This is a genomic window from Cedecea neteri, assembly GCF_000758325.1.
GTDB lineage: Bacteria > Pseudomonadota > Gammaproteobacteria > Enterobacterales > Enterobacteriaceae > Cedecea > Cedecea neteri_B.
The window spans coordinates 3,182,514-3,200,898 of sequence record NZ_CP009459.1 but is presented as its reverse complement, the minus strand read 5'-3'; the positions used below and the strand labels follow the sequence as shown (position 1 = coordinate 3,200,898).

Sequence of the window (18,385 nt, the reverse complement as noted above, 5' to 3'; positions counted from 1 at the left end):
GTAGTATTGTACCACCAACAAGCTGTGCAAAAAATAGCCAGGGCAGGATTTCTGGCACTTAACTTTTATAACAACATCAGGACTGAAACATGTTTTCTAAGCATTATGAAGTGGATGAAAGCCATATTGATTTTCAGGGCGTAGTCGACGGCCTGTACTATCCGTTTTACATGGAGTGGACTCGACACGCCTACATGCGCGAGGCGCTCGGCATTGATATCGAGGAAGAGTTCCGGCAGGGCAAGCTCTACATGGTGCTGGAGTATTCCCTGCGTTTTCGTAAGAGCCTGCAGAAAGGCGACAGCGTTGAGGTCACCTGCCAGCTTGAGCGCAACGAAAAACGCAACCGCGTGAACTTCACCCAGCAGATTAAAGTCGACGGCGTGGTCTATGCCGAAGCGACGTTTGTCGCTACCTGCCTGGCCAATGGCCGCCCTTCCATGCCGGAAGCCGTGCTGAACGCGCTGGAACAGCTCTAACGTCGATTAGCGAAGGGCTACCGCGCTCTTCGCTAACGCTTCTCCAGCGCCTGGAGGATAAAATCTGTTCTCCACTCCACGCTCCCTGCCGGCAAGGTAATGATTCGATAACCTAGTTTGCTGTAGGTATCCTCCATAATCTCGGCCGTCTGTACCGCCTCTTCCCAGCTCTGCTTTCTTTCTGCATCCCCGGCATAAATAGCCTTCCAGGGCGGCGCCAGGAAAATATCAGAATGGTAGGAAAACCGTTTAACGGCTTCCAACAGATGATCGGGAATGGGCAACTGCATTAGAGTGAGATAGCCCAGAATGTCCGGCACGCCGCGATCGTAGAAACAATAACGTTGTTTTTCGTCTGCCCCATGCCAGGAACGCATATCCCAGCCAAGCATCTGCTCAGCAAATGCCGCAGGATCCAGCCAGGGTAAGGCATGACCGCCAATTTGCTGCTGATGCTGAATAACGCTCCTCCCGGCCTCCGGCTGACAGTAAAAGCCCCGGCGCTCCAGCGCATTAATCACGGTACTTTTCCCGGAACCAGGCCCGCCGGTAATCACCACGCGTTTCACCTGAATGCTGTTCATAAACCTCCCAAACATTAGTATCTTTACTGATTTATGGTGTTTCCTCGCCCCCGTTCCTGCTACCCTCTGGCAAAAAAGTGAATAAGCTTTAGGATCACCTGCGATGCAAGAATTTACCCGGCCAGTTTTACAGCTGCCAAACAACGAGAAGAAACTCCTGCTGCACTCCTGCTGCGCGCCCTGCTCGGGCGAAGTTATGGAGGCTATACACGCGTCCGGTATCGAATACACCGTGTTCTTCTACAACCCAAACATTCACCCGCAGAAAGAGTATTTGCTGCGCAAGGATGAAAACATTCGCTTTGCGGAACAGCACGGCGTGCCGTTTGTGGATGCGGATTACGATACCGATAACTGGTTTGAGCGTGCGAAAGGTATGGAGTGGGAGCCGGAGCGTGGGGTCAGATGCACAATGTGCTTTGATATGCGTTTCGAGCGTACCGCACTTTACGCGCATGAGCACGGATTTAATGTCATCAGCAGCTCGCTGGGTATTTCCCGCTGGAAAAACATGCAGCAGATTAACGACTGTGGGCACCGTGCCGCCGCGCCTTATGAAGGTATGAGCTACTGGGATTACAACTGGCGTAAACAGGGCGGCTCCGCGCGCATGATTGAAATCAGCAAGCGCGAACAGTTCTATCAGCAAGAGTACTGCGGCTGCGTCTATTCCCTGCGCGATACCAACCTGCACCGGAAAGCCAATAACCGCCCGATGATTAAAATCGGTAAGCTGTTTTACGGGAAAGACGACGAGTCAACGGAAGCGTAAAGCGAAGGGTGAAAATCCGGGAGCCTGCCGACATCGCTCAGGCCCCGTAATCGTTCAAAATAACCCAGAAGTACCCTGCATTTTCCCGAGCAGGTTTGCAAGTTATAGCCAGCAACCCTGCACATTGCACGGATATATTCTGTTTGATTTTTAAGGCACTTAACGCAAATCAGGGCTTTGCAGTTTGCGTTAAGTGCGATTTCACTGCGGCTACACTAGTGAGAGCGCTTTCTTCACAGTTATTACTCCGCCAGCCCCCGGTTTTTCAGCATCGGTTCGCTATGCGGATCGTGCCCTCGCCAGTCACGGTATAACGCTTCCAGATCGCTGCTGTTGCCACGAGAAAGAATTGCCTCCCGGAAGCGTTGGCCGTTTTCGGCGCTGAGCCCGCCCTGCTCCACAAACCACTGATAGCCGTCGTCCGCTAACATTTGCGTCCAGGCTTGGTAATTGATATACAAAATTAATTCGAAAATTTTTCTAACATATCATTACACATTGTCGCAGATAAGTAATAAAATTAGTGACCAAAAAAAATCTGAAGGGATACACCATGAGCAATCAAAACGAAGAAATTAAAGAGATTGAAACGGAAGTTGAAGTTGACGATATTCCTTTTGTTGAATTTGACATATCTGTCACACCAACAGATTCTAGTCTTGCGTTATTGTCAGACCAACTTGAAAATGGAGATATAATAATTCCATTCTATCAAAGAAATTATGTCTGGAAAATAGAGCAAGCATCTAAACTAATTGAATCATTTATTATTGGCTTGCCTGTGCCTCAAATATTTCTATATGTTAATGACAACGAGGTTTTAGAAGTAATTGATGGGCAGCAGAGACTTAAATCCATAAAATATTTTATGGAAGGTTATTTTGGTGAAGCCAAAGGAGGAAAAAGGAATGTATTCAGACTTAAAGGGTTATCTGAAGCATCTTCACTTAATGGAAAAACATTTCTAGAGTTGGACTCCAAAGACCAGAGAAAACTAAGAAACTCAACTCTCAGAGCCATTCACATTAAACAGTTATCTCCATCAAAAAGGACAGACTGTGTATTTCACATTTTTGAGAGATTGAATACTGGCGGAACACAATTACGCCCTCAAGAAATCAGAAATGCTGTATACAGAGGAGAAATTGTTTCAAAACTCCAAGAGTTAAATCAGAATAACCACTGGAAAAACATACTCCGCGTAAGGGAAAGTGATAAGCACCTTAGAGATATGGAATTCATTTTGAGAATTTTCTCTCTATTTGAAACATGGGAGGATTATGAAAAACCGATGGTTAGATATCTCAATGTAAATATGAGTGAAAATAGAGAATTTAATTCACCTAGAGCCAACAGATTCTTTGAACGTTTTCCATATGTTGTAAAACAGATAGATGAGAACATCCCTGATGCATTCAGACCTAGAGGGAAAGTTAATATGGCTGTAATGGATTCAATCATAGTTACTTTGCTTGAAAGTGATAATTTTGATTACTCTTATCTTAACGAAAAATATCAATCCTTACTCGCAAATAGTGATTACCTTGAGTCCGCCTCTATGTCAACTGCAGATTCAATTGTTCTTAAGAAAAGATTTCTCCTGGCAAGGGAGCACTTTGCTAATGTATAAAAGCATAATAACAAATCACTTTACTGAGGTTGACAGACTTTATCATGAATTAGATAAAATCGCTCCCTTAGGTGATGTAAAATCGTCTGCATTGAGGAGTCAATTTGCTGGTTTTTATGTGGTGTGCTTAGCAGCTACTTATGAGAATTCAGTTCGTGATGTTTTAATAAACTATGCTGATTTATTTCATAAAAAATTCGCTTATCAAGTGGAGAAAAAATACGAACACCTAAATAGTAAAATAAAATTCAATGATTTAAATACAATCATTAGTCATTTTGGAGGAAATTCAAAATGGTTTTCAAAAAAAACAAAATGCATTTCTAAAAACATTTCAATTGAAATAAACAAATCATATGATCAAATACTCAATTGGCGTCATGCCGCTGCTCATGCTAATAAATGCACTACATCATTAGAAGATGCTTTCAAAAACCACTCCTATTCTAAGTATGTAATTTATGCATTTGAAGAATCTTTGTTAGGGTATGTACGACATCAAAACCTCATTAATGCATTCACCTTATGTCGGCAGTGTAAGGATATTAATTCCGCCACAAGAGTCTTTTTCGACCAAATAGAAGACCAGCCCTTTCCTGTTGGAATACTAGATATAATAAATGATGAGGTCACATCAATATTGCAGAAGGATCGTAGAGAGATAGAAAAACCAGAAACAGCAATTGATATAGTCCAAAAGGCCGCTGCGCTCCTTGAAAAAGCAAAACAAATAAACACCAAAGTTAAAAAAGTTGCATAAAATCAATAAACTATGCAACCTTTTGAATTTAAAATATGAACTCTTTACGTTATTGCTCCGCCAGCCCTCTGTTTTTCAGCATCGGTTCGCTGTGCGGATCGTGCCCTCGCCAGTCACGGTATAACGCTTCCAGATCGCTGCTGTTGCCACGAGAAAGAATTGCCTCCCGGAAGCGTTGGCCGTTTTCGGCGCTGAGCCCGCCCTGCTCCACGAACCACTGATAGCCATCGTCCGCCAGCATTTGCGTCCAGATGTAGGCGTAATACCCCGCCGCGTAACCGCCGCCAAAAATATGGGCAAAATAGCTGCTGCGGTAGCGAGGCGGGACTTCAGCCAGATTGATATGCTCTTTTTCCAGCGCTTCGGCTTCGAAACGCGTCACGTCTTCAATGGCCGTGTCTGGCGCCAGGCTGTGCCAGTTCATGTCCAGCAGCGCCGCCGCCAGCAGCTCGGTCATGTCGTAGCCTTTGTTGAACTGTGCGGCTCGGAACAACTTGCTGCGCAGCGACTCCGGCATTGGCTCGCCGGACTGATGATGCCGGGCATAATTGGCAAAGACCTCGGGCTGGCTTGCCCAGTGCTCGTTAATTTGCGAAGGGAATTCCACAAAATCTCGCGGCGTGTTGGTCCCCGAAAGACTCGCATAACGCTGCGTAGCAAACAGGCCGTGCAGCGTGTGGCCGAACTCGTGGAACAGCGTTATAACATCGTCCCAGGAAATCAATGCCGCCTCGCCGCTGGCCGGTTTGGTGTAGTTACAAACGTTATAGATCACCGGCATGGCGTCAAACAGAGTGGATTGCTCGACAAAGTTCCCCATCCACGCCCCGCCGCCTTTGCTGTCGCGGGCGAAGAAATCACCGTAGAACAGTGCCATGCCGCGGCCGTCGTTATCAAAAATCTCCCAGGTGCGTACATCCGGGTGGTAAGTCGGGATATCAAAACGTTCCACAAAACGCAGCCCGAAGAGCTGGCTGGCGGCCCAGAACACGCCGTTGGTCAGCACGCCATTCAGTTCGAAATATGGTTTAATCTGCCCTTCATCGAGATCGTACTTCGCGCTACGCACCTGCTCGGCGTAAAACTGCCAGTCCCATGCCGTGGCCTGGAAGCCGCCGTTTTGGGCATCAATCACGTCCTGAATATCTTTCAGCTCGCGACGTGCGCGCCCGGTTGCCGCAGGGACAATATTCCGCATAAAGCGCAGCGCCGCATCAGGGGTTTTCGCCATCTGGTCGGCCATTTTCCATGCTGCATAGTTTTCAAAGCCCAAAAGCTGAGCTTGTGCAGCCCTCAGCGTCGCCAGACGAGCGACGATGGCGCGGGTATCGTTCGCATCGTTGCGCTGAGAACGCGTCCAGCCAGCCTCAAAGAGTGCTTCTCGCGTGGCGCGGTTACTCAGGCTTTGTAAAGCAGGCTGTTGGGTGAAATTCAGCAACGGAAGTAGCCATTTGCCCTGAAGGCCTTTGTCAGCCGCTGCTTGAGCCGCTGCTGCAATTTCCGCGCGGGTCAGGCCCTGAAGCGCCTCAGCGTGGTCAACCACCAGGCCACCGGCTTTGTCCGCCGCATGAAGACGATTGTTGAACTGGCTGGTGAGCTGGGCGCTCTCTTTATTCAGAGCTTTCAGCTGCGTTTTATCCTGCTGGCTTAACGTGGCACCCGCCAGCTTGAATGACTGCCAGGTCACTTCCACCAACCGCAGGGATTCCGCATCCAGGGTAAGATCGTGGCGCTGCTGATAAACGCTATTCAGCCGGGCGAATAAGGTGTCGTTCAGGCGAATTTCATCGGCAAGCTCAGCCAGTTCGGTGGAGAACTCTTCGTCAAGCTGCTGGAGGAAATCGTTGGTGTGTGCCGACGTCATGGCATAGAACACGGTGGTTACGCGGCCCAGCATCGCACCAGTTTTTTCCAGCGCCAGGTAAGTATTTTCAAACGTAGGCGCTGCCGGGTTATCGGCAATGGCGGCGACTTCTTCGCGCTTAATGCGCTTACCTTCATCGAAAGCCGGTCGGTAATGGTCGTTAGTTATCTCGTCGAAATGCGGGGCCTGATAAGGCAATAAACTCGGCTGGAAAAACGGGTTGCTCTGCAACATCCTCTACTCCCGGTGACCTGAAATGTGGGTTAGTTATAGCGCATTTAACCTCGTTTCTTAAAAGAAAAACTAAGATTACCGAAGCTCTTTAGCGTGCTAAGGTAGTGCCGGACAAAAGCGTTGAGGAACAGAGAGATGATTGTACTGGTTACGGGTGCTACCGCGGGCTTTGGTGAAAGCATTACCCGCCGTTTCGTTAAGAATGGTCATAAGGTTATTGCCACCGGCCGCCGTCAGGAACGCCTGCTCGAACTGAAAGAAGAGCTGGGTGACAACCTGTTTACGCTGCAGCTGGATGTACGCAATCGCGCGGCAATTGAAGAAGCGCTCGCTTCTCTGCCGGCCGAATGGCAACAGATTGATATCCTGGTCAACAACGCCGGGCTGGCGTTAGGCATGGAGCCGGCGCATAAAGCCAACGTCGATGACTGGGAAAACATGATCGACACTAACAACAAAGGCCTGGTTTACATGACCCGCGCCGTGTTGCCGGGCATGGTCGAGCGCAATCGCGGCCACATTATTAACATCGGTTCCACCGCAGGCAGCTGGCCTTACGCCGGTGGCAACGTCTACGGGGCGACCAAAGCCTTCGTGCGCCAGTTCAGCCTGAACCTGCGTACCGACCTGCACAAAACTGCCGTTCGCGTGACCGATATCGAACCAGGCATGGTGGGCGGCACCGAGTTTTCCAACGTTCGCTTTAAAGGCGACGATGACAAAGCAGGCAAAACCTACGAAAACGCCAACGCGCTGACGCCGGAAGACGTTACCGAGGCCGTCTGGTGGGTGGCGACGCTGCCAAAACACGTCAATATCAACACCCTGGAAATGATGCCGGTCAGCCAGACATTTGCCGGGCTCAGTGTTCACCGCGAAGGGTAATTCTGTCGGAAGCCATACAGAAACGGGGCCTTTGCAGCCCCGTTTTTTATCTGACCCCGGATCGATCAGGCCCGGCCCCAGCCAGCAACGATGATCAGCATCCCACAGAAAGCAATGCCTGCCCCGGTCCAGTCATAGAGACTAAGTTTTACGCCATCCACAACGCGCAGCCAGAGCAATGCCGTCACCACATAAACCCCACCGTAGGCTGCATAGACCCGCCCGCTGGCCGCCGGATGCAGCGTCAAAAGCCAGACAAAAATCGCCAGCGATAGCGCAGCAGGCAGCAACAACAGCGGTGAGCCGTTGCGTTTAAGCCACAGCCAGGGCAGAAAGCAACCAATAATCTCCGCCAAAGCGGTGGCAAAAAATAGCAGCGTTGTTTTGATCATATTGTCTTTTCTTCAGTAATAATGATGCCCACTAACTCTGGCATTAGGCACGAATCAAGCCCAATGATATGATTAGTTTTATTAAACTAAAAAGGAAATATCAATGAACTCAATCCTTCGTAAGTCTTTGTCATGGATGCCGTTAGCCTTGCTGGGGGCTGCATTCATGGTTTCTATGCCAACCCACGCCGATACTAACGTGGTCGTTGTTCAGGGCGGGACTAACGGCGTCGGTGGCCAGGAAAATTCCCTGACCCGCCAGCGTGCAGCGGAAGAAAAAGAGCAGTGGAACGACACCCGTACCCTGCGCCAGAAGATCAACCGCCATAACGAAAAAGTATTCGACCGTGAAGCTGCGCGCGGGGACAAAGACTGGGCCAAACAAGATGCCGCCCAGGACACCTTCGACAAATGCCAGCAGAGCGCCAACGTGAACGCCTACTGGGAGCCGAACACCCTGCGCTGCCTGGATCGCCGCACCGGCCGCGCGATTAATCCGTAACAGCTCCCGCCCCAAACGAGGCTTCTCTAAAGAAGCCTCACCATCTGCGCAAGGATTTGCTATGAGTAACGAACTGCCTATTCGTCTTCGCCCGCTTGAACGCGAAGATCTCCGCTTCGTTCATCAACTGGACAATAACGCCAGCGTTATGCGCTACTGGTTTGAAGAGCCCTACGAAGCCTTCGTGGAGCTTTCTGACCTGTATGACAAACATATTCACGATCAGAGCGAGCGCCGCTTTGTCATCGACTGCAACGGCGTGAATGCCGGGCTGGTTGAGTTGGTGGAAATCGACCACATTCACCGCCGGGCGGAATTCCAGATAATCATCACGCCGGAGTTCCAGGGCAAAGGGCTCGCCTCGCGCGCGGCCAAACTGGCCATGGATTACGGCTTTACCGTGCTCAATCTCTACAAGCTCTACCTGATTGTCGATAAAGAGAACGAAAAAGCGGTACATATCTATAAAAAGCTGGGCTTTATCGTGGAAGGCGAGCTGATCCACGAGTTCTTCATTAACGGCCAGTACCGCGACGCCATCCGGATGTGCATCTTCCAGCAGCAGTTCCTGGCACAGAAAACCCCGGAAAAAACCCTGCTGAAGCCGACGGCTCAGTAACCGCATTTCACAGATGAATGCCGCCCTGCACGGGCGTTCATCTGTCTCTCCCCTGTATATCCCGCCTCCTTCTTGCCGCTTCGTCTATTTTCCAGACAATCAGACGGGTTTTTCCTGCAAACCACTCAATGAGAACTAAAATAATAGGGCTGTAAAATTTTGCGTTTAAAAGGCAACGGCTATCAAATTCGTAGGCCCATCCAGATATTAATTATCGATCGTAGAGATTATCGTTGTCGGGCATACATATAACGGAGAGCAAAATGAGCAATTCTACTGACTTACACAATGCTTCCTCAGCGAGCGCAGGAAAGTGCCCATTTAACCACGGCCAGAGCACGGACATCGCCGGCGAGGGAACCAGCAACCAGGACTGGTGGCCGCACCAGCTGCGCGTCGACCTGTTGAATCAACACTCCAACCGCTCTAACCCGCTGGACGAAAACTTCAGCTACCGCAAAGAATTTAGCAAACTCGATTATTACGCCCTGAAAGGCGACATCAAAGCGCTGTTAACAGATTCTCAATCCTGGTGGCCTGCCGACTGGGGCAGCTATATCGGTCTCTTTATCCGTATGGCGTGGCACAGTGCAGGGACCTATCGCTCCCGCGACGGTCGCGGTGGCTCCGGACGCGGTCAACAGCGTTTTGCGCCTCTTAACTCCTGGCCGGATAACGTCAGCCTCGATAAATCCCGCCGCCTGCTTTGGCCAATTAAACAAAAATATGGCCAGCAAATTTCCTGGGCAGACCTGATTATTCTCGCCGGTAACGTGGCGCTGGAAAATGCGGGCTTCCGCACCTTCGGTTTTGGTGCCGGGCGCGAAGATGTCTGGGAACCAGACCTCGACGTTAACTGGGGGGCTGAGAAAGAGTGGCTTGAGCACCGCCACCCGGAATCACTGGCACAGGCCCCGCTCGGTGCGACCGAAATGGGTCTGATTTACGTCAACCCGGAAGGCCCTGAGCACAGCGGCGACCCGCTTTCCGCAGCGCCTGCTATTCGCGCCACCTTCGGCAACATGGGGATGGACGACGAAGAGATTGTCGCCCTGATTGCCGGAGGCCACACGCTAGGTAAAACTCACGGTTCTGCGGCCGCCACTCACGTTGGCGCAGACCCGGAAGCTGCTCCGCTCGAAGCGCAGGGTCTTGGCTGGGCAAACAGCTACAAGAGCGGCGCCGGTGCAGATGCCATTACTTCCGGTCTCGAAGTGGTCTGGACGCAAACGCCAACCCAGTGGAGCAACTATTTCTTCGAAAACCTGTTCGGCTACGACTGGGTACAAACCCGCAGCCCGGCAGGCGCCATTCAGTTTGAGGCGACCAACGGCCCGGATATTATTCCTGACCCGTTTGATCCGTCCAAAAAACGCAAACCAACGATGCTGGTGACCGACCTGACGCTGCGTTTCGATCCAGAGTTCGAGAAAATTTCTCGTCGCTTCCTGAACGATCCGCAGGCCTTCAACGAAGCTTTCGCCCGCGCCTGGTATAAACTGACGCACCGCGATATGGGGCCAAAAGCGCGCTACATCGGCCCGGAAGTGCCAAAAGAAGATCTGATTTGGCAGGATCCGCTGCCGAAAGCCACTCACGCGCCGTCCAGCGCCGATATCGACGCGCTGAAAAAAGCTATTGCGGATTCCGGCCTGTCCGTCAGCGAGCTGGTCTCGGTGGCCTGGGCATCAGCCTCAACCTTCCGCGGCGGGGACAAACGCGGCGGTGCCAACGGAGCACGACTGGCTCTCGCTCCGCAGCGCGTCTGGGAAGTGAACGCCGTGGCGGCCCGAGCTCTGCCAGTGCTCGAGGCGATTCAAAAGGCATCGGGTAAAGCGTCTCTGGCGGACGTTATCGTGCTGGCCGGCGTAGTAGGTATCGAGAAAGCCAGCCACAGCAAAGTACCGTTCACGCCGGGGCGCGTGGATGCCACTCAGGAGCAGACCGACATCGAGTCCTTCGAGCTGCTGAAACCGGCCGCCGACGGCTTCCGAAACTATCGCCGCATTGCGAATGCAACCTCAACCGAAGCGTTGCTGATCGACAAGGCGCAGCAGCTGACGCTGACGGCACCTGAGCTTACGGTCTTAATCGGTGGTTTGCGCGCGCTGGGCGTTAACTACGATGAAAGCCAACACGGCGTGCTGACTTCTCGCCCAGGTGAGCTGACGAATGATTTCTTTGTCAATCTGCTGGATATGCGCACCGAGTGGAAAGCGGCTGACGCAGGCTCCGAAGTGTTTGAGGGCCGCGATCGCCTTAGCGGGGAAGTGAAGTACACCGGTACCCGCGCCGATCTGGTCTTTGGCTCTAACGCGGTGCTGCGCGCTCTGGCGGAAGTGTATGCCAGCCAGGATGCCAAAGAGAAGTTCGTCAAAGACTTTATTGCCGCGTGGACGAAGGTGATGAATCTCGACCGTTTCGACCTGCAGCAATAAAACGAAAGGGAGGCTTTTAGCCTCCCCTGATTTAGCGCTATACGGGAAGGCCTTTCGCCTTCCCTTTTTACTGCTTACTCTTCGCCGAAATGGATCACAGTTCGAATCGATTTGCCTTCATGCATCAGGTCAAACGCTTCGTTGATCTTGTCCAGCGGCATGCGGTGAGTAATGAACGGATCAAGATTGATTTTGCCCGCCATTGCGTCTTCCACCATACCCGGCAGCTGAGTGCGGCCTTTAACGCCCCCGAACGCCGAACCGCGCCAGACGCGGCCTGTCACCAGCTGGAATGGACGAGTTTTAATTTCCTGACCGGCCCCGGCCACGCCAATAATCACGCTTTCGCCCCAGCCTTTGTGGCAGCATTCCAGCGCGGAACGCATCACGTTCACGTTGCCGATACATTCGAAGCTGTAATCCACGCCGCCATCGGTCAGTTCAACGATCACATCCTGAATCGGCTTCTCGTGATCTTTCGGGTTAATGCAGTCTGTAGCGCCCATTTCGCGCGCGAGGGTGAATTTCTCCGGGTTGGTATCAATGGCAATGATTCGTCCGGCCTTAGCCTGCACCGCGCCCTGAATCACCGCCAGGCCGATCCCGCCGAGGCCAAATACCGCCACGGTATCGCCCTCTTTCACTTTTGCCGTGTTGTGCACCGCGCCGATGCCGGTGGTTACACCGCAGCCAAGCAGGCACACTTTATCCAGCGGTGCCTGAGGGTTGACCTTAGCCAGAGAGATCTCCGCCACCACGGTATATTCGCTGAAGGTGCTGGTGCCCATGTAGTGATAAATTGGCTCGCCATTGTAGGAGAAGCGAGTGGTACCATCCGGCATCAGACCTTTACCCTGCGTAGCGCGAACGGCCTGACAGAGGTTGGTTTTGCCGGATTTACAGAACTTACACTCGCGACATTCTGCGGTGTAGAGCGGAATAACGTGGTCGCCCGGCTTCAGGCTGGTCACTCCCTCGCCCACTTCCACCACGATGCCGCCGCCTTCGTGGCCCAGTACCGCCGGGAACACGCCTTCCGGGTCATCGCCGGACAGCGTGAAAGCATCGGTATGGCAAACGCCGGTGTGGGTGATTTTCACCAGCACTTCCCCTTTTTGCGGGGGTGCGACGTCGATTTCAACAATTTCTAAAGGTTTACCCGGCCCAAAGGCCACCGCAGCACGTGATTTCATTGTTTTGTTCCTTTTGGTGAGGGTGTTTTTATTTTAGATAAGAGCGCAGCAAATTCCCGACTTCCGCCATCCGCAGCGCGCGCTGCTCTTCGGACGTGTCGCCGGTAACCAGCTCGTCTTTAAGGTGAATTTCCATCATTTCGCCCATCAGGCCGTTGGCCGCTCCGCGAACGGCCGCGATCTGCTGCAATATGGCGAGGCACGGATCGCCGTTTTCTAGCGCGCGCTCAAGCGCCTCTGCCTGGCCACGGATGCGCCTGACGCGGGTCAATATGCGTTTTTTGTCTTCTGGAGAGTGTGGCATAACCGCCCCTTAGGTACTGTAGGGGGGTATAGTACCGTAATTTTTAGGTTATTGATAATTTTTATATTTTAATTATTATTAATTTGTTAAAAGAAAAAACAAACAGACGCTTGGGGACATATACAGTCGTTGATGTGCCCCCAAATCAGCCCTCAACGTGATTTTGTCCCCAAAGTTGCCCCAAAATCGGACCTAAATCAGGTTTAAAAAGGCACTTTATTGACAGGAAATTGACACCGGGATGATTTTTTTCGATAAGTACCGTGTGAGCCGGGATGGCAGCATAGGTTAATGCCGTGCCGAAACCTTTGCTGCCATTGGTTCAAATCCAACAATAATAAAAAGGGGGATAATCGCCGCCTTGTAGGAAATACTATCGATTCAGTTTACAGTGAAGGCCTATATCTGAACGTCGATTCTCATAATTATTATCTGGATTTAATGCCACAAACAAGTCTGTATAAAATAAACACAACCAGAAAACAGAAAACAAAATTACTATCAATAGTACGGGAATGGCGCTATCAGTAGATAGCAGGCTGGACTCAGCCAGTTATGCCCGAATTATTTATTGAATCACAAATCCAATATATAGGGCAGTTTCTCCAACTTAGAAATACTGACGATAATGCCAGAACAATACGCCGACCAGGATACAACCAAACCTTACTGAAGATAAAACCCGAAATGAAAAATGTATGCAATAAACTATTTGCCATGGGCACCATTTTCGATAATTACACTGGGATAAAGAGACTCACTATGTTAAGGAAGTTGAATTTATCTGCAGGTGCTGCCTGCGCAATGCTTGGTTTGCTGACTGGCTGCACCGAAGGGGTACCCAAGTACAAAGAGCCTCCGGTAGCTACGGTCGCGGTCAAAAATAGCCAAGCCCGCATAGTCTTCCGCTCGGCTGGCATGCCCATGACAGTGAATTATGCAGTTAACTCTTCAACGCCGATCAGCGAAGGTTTTACACCTATTGGCCGAGTCTTCCATAGCGGACGAGAGGTGCTTTTGCCCTGGATTGCCACTATGACTGAAAATGCTAGTAAAACTATTTCCGGCGTGGAGTTGCAGATTGAGAAAACCGTCGATGCAGAGCACCGTATTCGGATCAGGGGTATGTCTGCCTGGTCTGATTATGACCAACAAATTCATACCTCTGGCTCATGTGGCCCCCTCTACTCTCAATTCATCCCCGAGGGAGGTAGTACCTACCTGGTGGAGTTCCGCTTTAAGGGAACCGATAGTTGCTCACAACAAGTCTACAAAATAGGCGCCAGTGAAGAACGGTTACCAGTGTCCTCTTAATTCATCAGGCTTCCTCGCTGTAGTTCCAGCGGCTGACCATGTCCGGCGTTATCGTTACCGACGCCGGTTACTTGCCGCTGACTGTCATTCCATCGCCCGCTAGCAGGAAAAACCTGTATCCGCCGCTCGGCATACTGACGACACCGTATTGTTTTGCCAGTCTGCTTAGCAGCGCTGCATCAGACTCCCGGACCTGATCAATATGCGTGATATTAATGCTGCTTAACGAGGGCGTTTATATACACGCCCGACCTCATTGAGACATCGAGACAGGCGATGCTCTTCTCCCCCCGCCAAATGAACTATTCAGACGATCGACCTCGCTGAAAAGCACCATCAGATCATTGCAGTCCACCCCGATCAGACCAAGTTCGTGAACCAGAGATTCAAGGAGCAGATGCTTACGGGAATCAGGAGAACCAGAGGAGAGTACGGCCTCAATCAGCACGAAATTGGCACTCCGCGGATGTTCAAGATCGGGATACGTTGGGTCCACATAGAGCGACTCGTCATTAAGGCTGATAAAGCGCTGGAACAGATCGTTATGGGGATAGCCGGTTGCCACCGTGGCGGCGTGAATGGCGGTCGAAATTCTTTTTTTATCTAACGTACCGCTTTTTCGCAGTGTGATAGTAAATACGGGCATGGTTTGACTCCTCGAGGTAGTAAAAGCAGTCTACTGCCTTCCGCTCCAATAGATAGCCTGAAAACTGTTTCCCACTGTAACTACTGGCTATTTTAAGCCTGAAGTTCTTCATCTCCCCCACACCTGAGGGCGTATCACCTGCGGCGGCTTATTCTGTCCTGCCAATCTAATGGCGGGCTCAATTGAAAAATAAACCCGCAGCCTAAACGGCCTCAGATGTCATATTCACATCAGCAATTAACTCGATAGCCCCGCTCTTTAGCACCCGTTGTGTAACAGGCTTAAGGCTCAACGCCTTGCTCACCGGCAGAAGCGGGATCCCAACCCCGATAATGACCGGGATCTGGGTGATAAACAGGCGCTGCAGCTCCCCGGCTTCGGCAAACAGGGCGGCGGTTTTGCCTCCGCCAACCAGCCAGACATCTTTGCCTTTGGCGGCTGCGCGGGCCTGCGCTGCGATGTCAGCGGCCTCGCCCTGCACCAGCGTGATATTTTGCCCCTCAGGAACGGAGAGCAAACGATGCGTGACGATAAATGCCGGAACATCGGCATAGGGCCAGGCTTCGGCTGAGTTTTCAAGGATCCAGCTGTAGGTTTCCGCCCCCATGATCACCGCCCCGACGGTCTGATAGAACTCATCGTACGGCGTTGCGTCATCCCCCAGCGGGAAGTTCATGAGCCAGTCCAGCTGATGCTTCTGGTCGGCAATGTAACCATCCAGCGTCGCGGCTACGTAATAGACTAAATTCGCCATACTTTCCCTCTCTGAAAACAATTATTCGCCTGATAATACAGAGATAAAAATACATCACCACTGCCAGTTTTAGGCTTGCAGTTCTTCATCCCCTCGCGCCTGGCGGCGTATCACCTGCGGCGGCTGGCCGTAGGTGCGCAGAAACGCCCGGCGCATTCTGTCCCGCTCGCCAAACCCGGTCTGGCGCGCCACTTCGTCGATGGAGCGGGCGCTGGTTTCAAGCAGCATGCGGGCGGACTCCAGACGCAGATGCTCTATGGCGCGGGCGGGCGACTGGCCGGTTTCAGCCTGAAAACTGCGGCTAAACTGACGGGGAGATAAATTGGCCACCGCCGCCAGCTCTTCCACGCTCAACGCGTTTTCCAGGTGCGCACGGGCGTAAGTCATCACTTTTTGGATGCGGTCCGATTTAGGCTCCAGTTCAAGAAGGGAGGAAAACTGCGACTGACCGCCAGCCCGGCGATGATAGAGCACCAGCTTCCGGGCGATGGTTCTCGCGATATCCGCCCCCAGATCGTCCTCAATCAGCGCCAGCGCCAGATCGATGGCCGCCGTCATCCCTGCCGAGGTCCAGTAAGGCCCGTCGCAAATAAAAATTTTGTCTTCTTCCACGCTGATGCCCGGAAAGCGCTGCTGCAGGTCTCGCGCGTACATCCAGTGCGTGGTGGCTCGTCTGCCCTCCAGCAACCCGGCCTCGGCCAGTAAAAATGTTCCCAGACAAGCGGCAGCCACGCGGCGCGCATAGGCTGCAGCCTGACGCACAAAATGAATCGTCGTGGGGGAAGCCTGCTCCATCGTGGCGCCAAACAGCAGGAGATCGTACTGCGTATCCGCCATCGACTCGGTCATCACGTCAAACCCGGCTGACGTTGTTACCCTGCCGCCTTGCTCTGAAAGTAAATGCAGTTCATACACCGGCTCGCTCGCCATCAGGTTAGCGACTTCAAACGCCGTGATAACGGCAAAGCCCATGGTGGAATATCCCGGAGTAACAACAAAACCGACCTTTTGCATGGGGCAGACCGCCGTAATTGATAATGTCATAAAAAGACGGTTATATGACATTTGAGACACAAAAATCCAGTGTTAATGTTGCCTTCGTCAATTAATCCCCTTTTCAGGAGTCACACAATGAGCAACGTATCTAAAGGCACAGCCCTGGTCACTGGCGCATCCGGCGGGATCGGCGCTGTCTACGCGGCCCGTCTGGCCAAACGCGGTTATAACCTGATTCTGGTAGCCCGCAACACAGACCGCCTGAACCAGGTTGCCCGACGCATTCGCGAGGAAAGCGGGCAAGCGGTGGAGGTCATTACCGCCGATCTGGGTAACGCGGCTGAACTGCTGCAGATCGAAACGCGGCTAAAAAACGACGAGTCCATTTCGCTGCTGGTTAACAACGCGGGCTTCGGCTCAAAAGAAAGCGTGCTGGAAGCCAGCGTGGATGAAATGACCGCGATGATAGACCTCAACGTCACCGCGTTAACCCGCCTGACCTATGCGGCAGCCCCGGCAATGGCCGCCCGCCAGCACGGCACCATTATTAACATTGCCTCGATCGTCGCCATTGCGCCTGAATTGCTGAACGGCGTGTACGGCGCCAGCAAAGCGTTCGTGCTGGCATTGAGCCACTCTTTGCAGCAGGAGCTGACGGAGTCTGGCGTGCGTATTCAGGCCGTACTGCCTGGCGCCACGGCCACGGATTTCTGGAATATTGCCGGCGTGGGCGGGCACGAAAATCTGCCGCAAAGCTGGGTGATGAGTACCGAAGATATGGTGGACGCCGCGCTGGTCGGCCTTGATGCTGGTGAGAAAGTCACCATTCCTGCATTGCAGGAAGGCAGCGAATGGGATGAGTGGGAGGCAGAACGCCGGGTGATTAGCTCGCATCTGAGCGCTTCTCAGCCAGCGCCGCGTTACACCCGCTAACCGCTCACGCTACTTTGCCCTACAGATGCCGCCCTCAGGCGGCATTTTTGCTGCTATGAATGCGGTCTGCCGCTCAAATCACCTTCTGGTAAAAATATTTAAATGATAATGAGTATCATTTAAATTTTATATTTGTTAACATCCTGCCCGCGGTAAATTGATCGACATCAAGACTAACAGCCAGTGAAGGCTACCTCCGGGCAAAAGATATGCATAAAAAATTGATCCTTACGTCTTTGATAGCGTTAGCCAGCCTGGGCCTCAGCGCCTGCAGCCAAACCACTCACTCTCCTCAAGCAGCAAACCATGTCGCCGTCACGCATGGGCAAATCATTGCTTTGCAGAGCGGCGAAACGCTGACTGAAAGGCAGTTGCTGGCCAAACTCGCCAGCGCTCAACGGCTTATTGTCGGCGAAAAGCACGATAACGCCAACCATCATCAAATTGAACTTTGGCTGTTGCAAAATCTGCGAAAAGAGCGCCCTCAGGGCAGCGTCTTGCTGGAGATGCTAACCGCTGACCAGCAGCCACGTGTCAACCAGGTCAAAGCCTGGCTGAAAGAGGATCCGCAGGTGCGCGACAGCCGCATTCAGGAACTGCTTCACTGGCAAAAAGGCTGGCCGTGGGAGATGTACGGCAGTGTCGTGACCGAAGCCCTGCGCGCCCCCTCACCTTTGCTCAACGCCAATATCAACCGCGATGAGATAATGCGCCTTTATAAAGCCCCGCGCTTCCCGGAAGGAAGAAAATCAACCGCGCCCGCCGTCCAGGCTGCGCTGAAAGAAACGATCGTTGCCATGCACGGGGGCAATATCGAAGGCCAGCAACTGACGTCAATGCTGGCGATTCAGCAGCAGCGCGATCGCTATATGGCCCAACAATTGCTGAGCGCCCCAACGCCCGCTTTGCTGATTGCAGGCGGCTATCATGCGTCCAGAAGCATCGGCGTACCGCTGCATATGGAAGACTTGTCTCCGTCGTCGCAACCGGTTGTGTTGATGCTGGCGGAAAAAGGCATGAAAATCACGGCGGATCAGGCTGATTATGTCTGGTTTGTTACGCCTGCTCCGGCAAAACGGTAACCGT

General features: G+C 52.1%; 19 protein-coding genes and 1 pseudogene. 11 read left to right on the top strand and 9 right to left on the bottom strand.

Annotation, left to right across the window (positions count from 1 at the left end):
- Positions 1-89: 89 nt before the first annotated feature.
- Entirely contained in the window at positions 90-479 is a 390-nt protein-coding gene (locus LH86_RS15060; RefSeq protein ID WP_039302894.1) for an acyl-CoA thioesterase, read from the top strand.
- 32 nt (positions 480-511) lie between these two features.
- Here the strand turns inward: LH86_RS15060 and LH86_RS15055 are convergent, their stop codons facing one another.
- Entirely contained in the window at positions 512-1,063 is a 552-nt protein-coding gene (locus LH86_RS15055; RefSeq protein WP_039306230.1) for an AAA family ATPase, read from the bottom strand.
- 103 nt (positions 1,064-1,166) lie between these two features.
- Between LH86_RS15055 and LH86_RS15050 the strand changes: the two genes are divergently transcribed.
- The gene (locus LH86_RS15050; RefSeq protein WP_039302893.1) at positions 1,167-1,835 is read left to right on the top strand and encodes an epoxyqueuosine reductase QueH; all 669 of its coding nucleotides are present in this window, start codon (positions 1,167-1,169) and stop codon (positions 1,833-1,835) included.
- A 242-nt stretch (positions 1,836-2,077) separates the two neighbouring features.
- On the opposite strand, the pseudogene LH86_RS15045 reads toward LH86_RS15050, so the two are convergent.
- Positions 2,078-2,275: pseudogene (locus LH86_RS15045) on the bottom strand (M3 family metallopeptidase); the annotation flags it as partial.
- A gap of 113 nt (positions 2,276-2,388) precedes the next feature.
- On the opposite strand from LH86_RS15045, the gene LH86_RS15040 reads away from it, so the two are divergent.
- The gene (locus LH86_RS15040) at positions 2,389-3,465 is read left to right on the top strand and encodes a GmrSD restriction endonuclease domain-containing protein (RefSeq protein ID WP_039302889.1); all 1,077 of its coding nucleotides are present in this window, start codon (positions 2,389-2,391) and stop codon (positions 3,463-3,465) included.
- Complete coding sequence (locus tag LH86_RS21720) at positions 3,458-4,225, top strand: HEPN domain-containing protein (protein ID WP_052045592.1); 768 nt, start codon at positions 3,458-3,460, stop codon at positions 4,223-4,225. Before LH86_RS15040 ends, LH86_RS21720 begins: the two co-directional genes overlap by 8 nt.
- A gap of 49 nt (positions 4,226-4,274) precedes the next feature.
- Here the strand turns inward: LH86_RS21720 and dcp are convergent, their stop codons facing one another.
- Complete coding sequence (gene dcp, locus LH86_RS15030; RefSeq protein WP_039302886.1) at positions 4,275-6,323, bottom strand: peptidyl-dipeptidase Dcp; 2,049 nt, start codon at positions 6,321-6,323, stop codon at positions 4,275-4,277.
- A 135-nt stretch (positions 6,324-6,458) separates the two neighbouring features.
- On the opposite strand from dcp, the gene ydfG reads away from it, so the two are divergent.
- Positions 6,459-7,208 (top strand): bifunctional NADP-dependent 3-hydroxy acid dehydrogenase/3-hydroxypropionate dehydrogenase YdfG, encoded by a 750-nt coding sequence (gene ydfG / locus LH86_RS15025; protein ID WP_039302884.1) that lies wholly within the window; start codon positions 6,459-6,461, stop codon positions 7,206-7,208.
- A 65-nt stretch (positions 7,209-7,273) separates the two neighbouring features.
- On the opposite strand, the gene LH86_RS15020 is transcribed toward ydfG, so the two are convergent.
- The gene (locus tag LH86_RS15020) at positions 7,274-7,600 is read right to left on the bottom strand and encodes a YnfA family protein (protein ID WP_039302881.1); all 327 of its coding nucleotides are present in this window, start codon (positions 7,598-7,600) and stop codon (positions 7,274-7,276) included.
- Between the two features lie 103 nt (positions 7,601-7,703).
- Between LH86_RS15020 and LH86_RS15015 the strand changes: the two genes are divergently transcribed.
- The 3 genes from LH86_RS15015 to katG all read left to right on the top strand — a co-directional run bounded on the left by LH86_RS15015 (position 7,704) and on the right by katG (position 11,159).
- Positions 7,704-8,102 carry a DUF1283 domain-containing protein gene (locus LH86_RS15015; protein ID WP_039302878.1) on the top strand — a complete coding sequence of 133 codons (399 nt, stop codon included), beginning with the start codon at positions 7,704-7,706 and terminating at the stop codon, positions 8,100-8,102.
- Positions 8,103-8,163: 61 nt separating this feature from the next.
- Positions 8,164-8,721, top strand: coding sequence for a spermidine N1-acetyltransferase (gene speG, locus LH86_RS15010; protein WP_039293119.1), 558 nt, complete (start codon positions 8,164-8,166; stop codon positions 8,719-8,721).
- A 263-nt stretch (positions 8,722-8,984) separates the two neighbouring features.
- Complete coding sequence (gene katG, locus LH86_RS15005) at positions 8,985-11,159, top strand: catalase/peroxidase HPI (RefSeq protein ID WP_039302875.1); 2,175 nt, start codon at positions 8,985-8,987, stop codon at positions 11,157-11,159.
- 74 nt (positions 11,160-11,233) lie between these two features.
- Here katG and LH86_RS15000 read toward each other — a convergent pair whose 3' ends face one another.
- Both LH86_RS15000 and LH86_RS14995 read right to left on the bottom strand, forming a co-directional pair.
- The gene (locus LH86_RS15000; protein WP_039293112.1) at positions 11,234-12,352 is read right to left on the bottom strand and encodes an S-(hydroxymethyl)glutathione dehydrogenase/class III alcohol dehydrogenase; all 1,119 of its coding nucleotides are present in this window, start codon (positions 12,350-12,352) and stop codon (positions 11,234-11,236) included.
- 28 nt (positions 12,353-12,380) lie between these two features.
- Positions 12,381-12,656 (bottom strand): metal/formaldehyde-sensitive transcriptional repressor, encoded by a 276-nt coding sequence (locus LH86_RS14995; protein ID WP_008459160.1) that lies wholly within the window; start codon positions 12,654-12,656, stop codon positions 12,381-12,383.
- A 555-nt stretch (positions 12,657-13,211) separates the two neighbouring features.
- Here LH86_RS14995 and LH86_RS14990 point away from each other — a divergent pair.
- The gene (locus LH86_RS14990; protein WP_039302872.1) at positions 13,212-13,970 is read left to right on the top strand and encodes a hypothetical protein; all 759 of its coding nucleotides are present in this window, start codon (positions 13,212-13,214) and stop codon (positions 13,968-13,970) included.
- Positions 13,971-14,223: 253 nt separating this feature from the next.
- On the opposite strand, the gene LH86_RS14985 is transcribed toward LH86_RS14990, so the two are convergent.
- The 3 genes from LH86_RS14985 to LH86_RS14975 all read right to left on the bottom strand — a co-directional run bounded on the left by LH86_RS14985 (position 14,224) and on the right by LH86_RS14975 (position 16,384).
- The gene (locus LH86_RS14985; RefSeq protein ID WP_039302869.1) at positions 14,224-14,616 is read right to left on the bottom strand and encodes a tautomerase family protein; all 393 of its coding nucleotides are present in this window, start codon (positions 14,614-14,616) and stop codon (positions 14,224-14,226) included.
- 202 nt (positions 14,617-14,818) lie between these two features.
- Positions 14,819-15,370, bottom strand: coding sequence for a dihydrofolate reductase family protein (locus tag LH86_RS14980; protein ID WP_039302865.1), 552 nt, complete (start codon positions 15,368-15,370; stop codon positions 14,819-14,821).
- 69 nt (positions 15,371-15,439) lie between these two features.
- Complete coding sequence (locus LH86_RS14975) at positions 15,440-16,384, bottom strand: GlxA family transcriptional regulator (RefSeq protein WP_039302862.1); 945 nt, start codon at positions 16,382-16,384, stop codon at positions 15,440-15,442.
- Between the two features lie 117 nt (positions 16,385-16,501).
- Between LH86_RS14975 and LH86_RS14970 the strand changes: the two genes are divergently transcribed.
- Together LH86_RS14970 and LH86_RS14965 are read left to right on the top strand one after the other, a co-directional pair.
- The gene (locus tag LH86_RS14970; protein ID WP_039302859.1) at positions 16,502-17,299 is read left to right on the top strand and encodes an SDR family NAD(P)-dependent oxidoreductase; all 798 of its coding nucleotides are present in this window, start codon (positions 16,502-16,504) and stop codon (positions 17,297-17,299) included.
- A gap of 209 nt (positions 17,300-17,508) precedes the next feature.
- Positions 17,509-18,381 (top strand): ChaN family lipoprotein, encoded by an 873-nt coding sequence (locus LH86_RS14965; RefSeq protein ID WP_039302856.1) that lies wholly within the window; start codon positions 17,509-17,511, stop codon positions 18,379-18,381.
- Positions 18,382-18,385 lie beyond the last annotated feature (4 nt).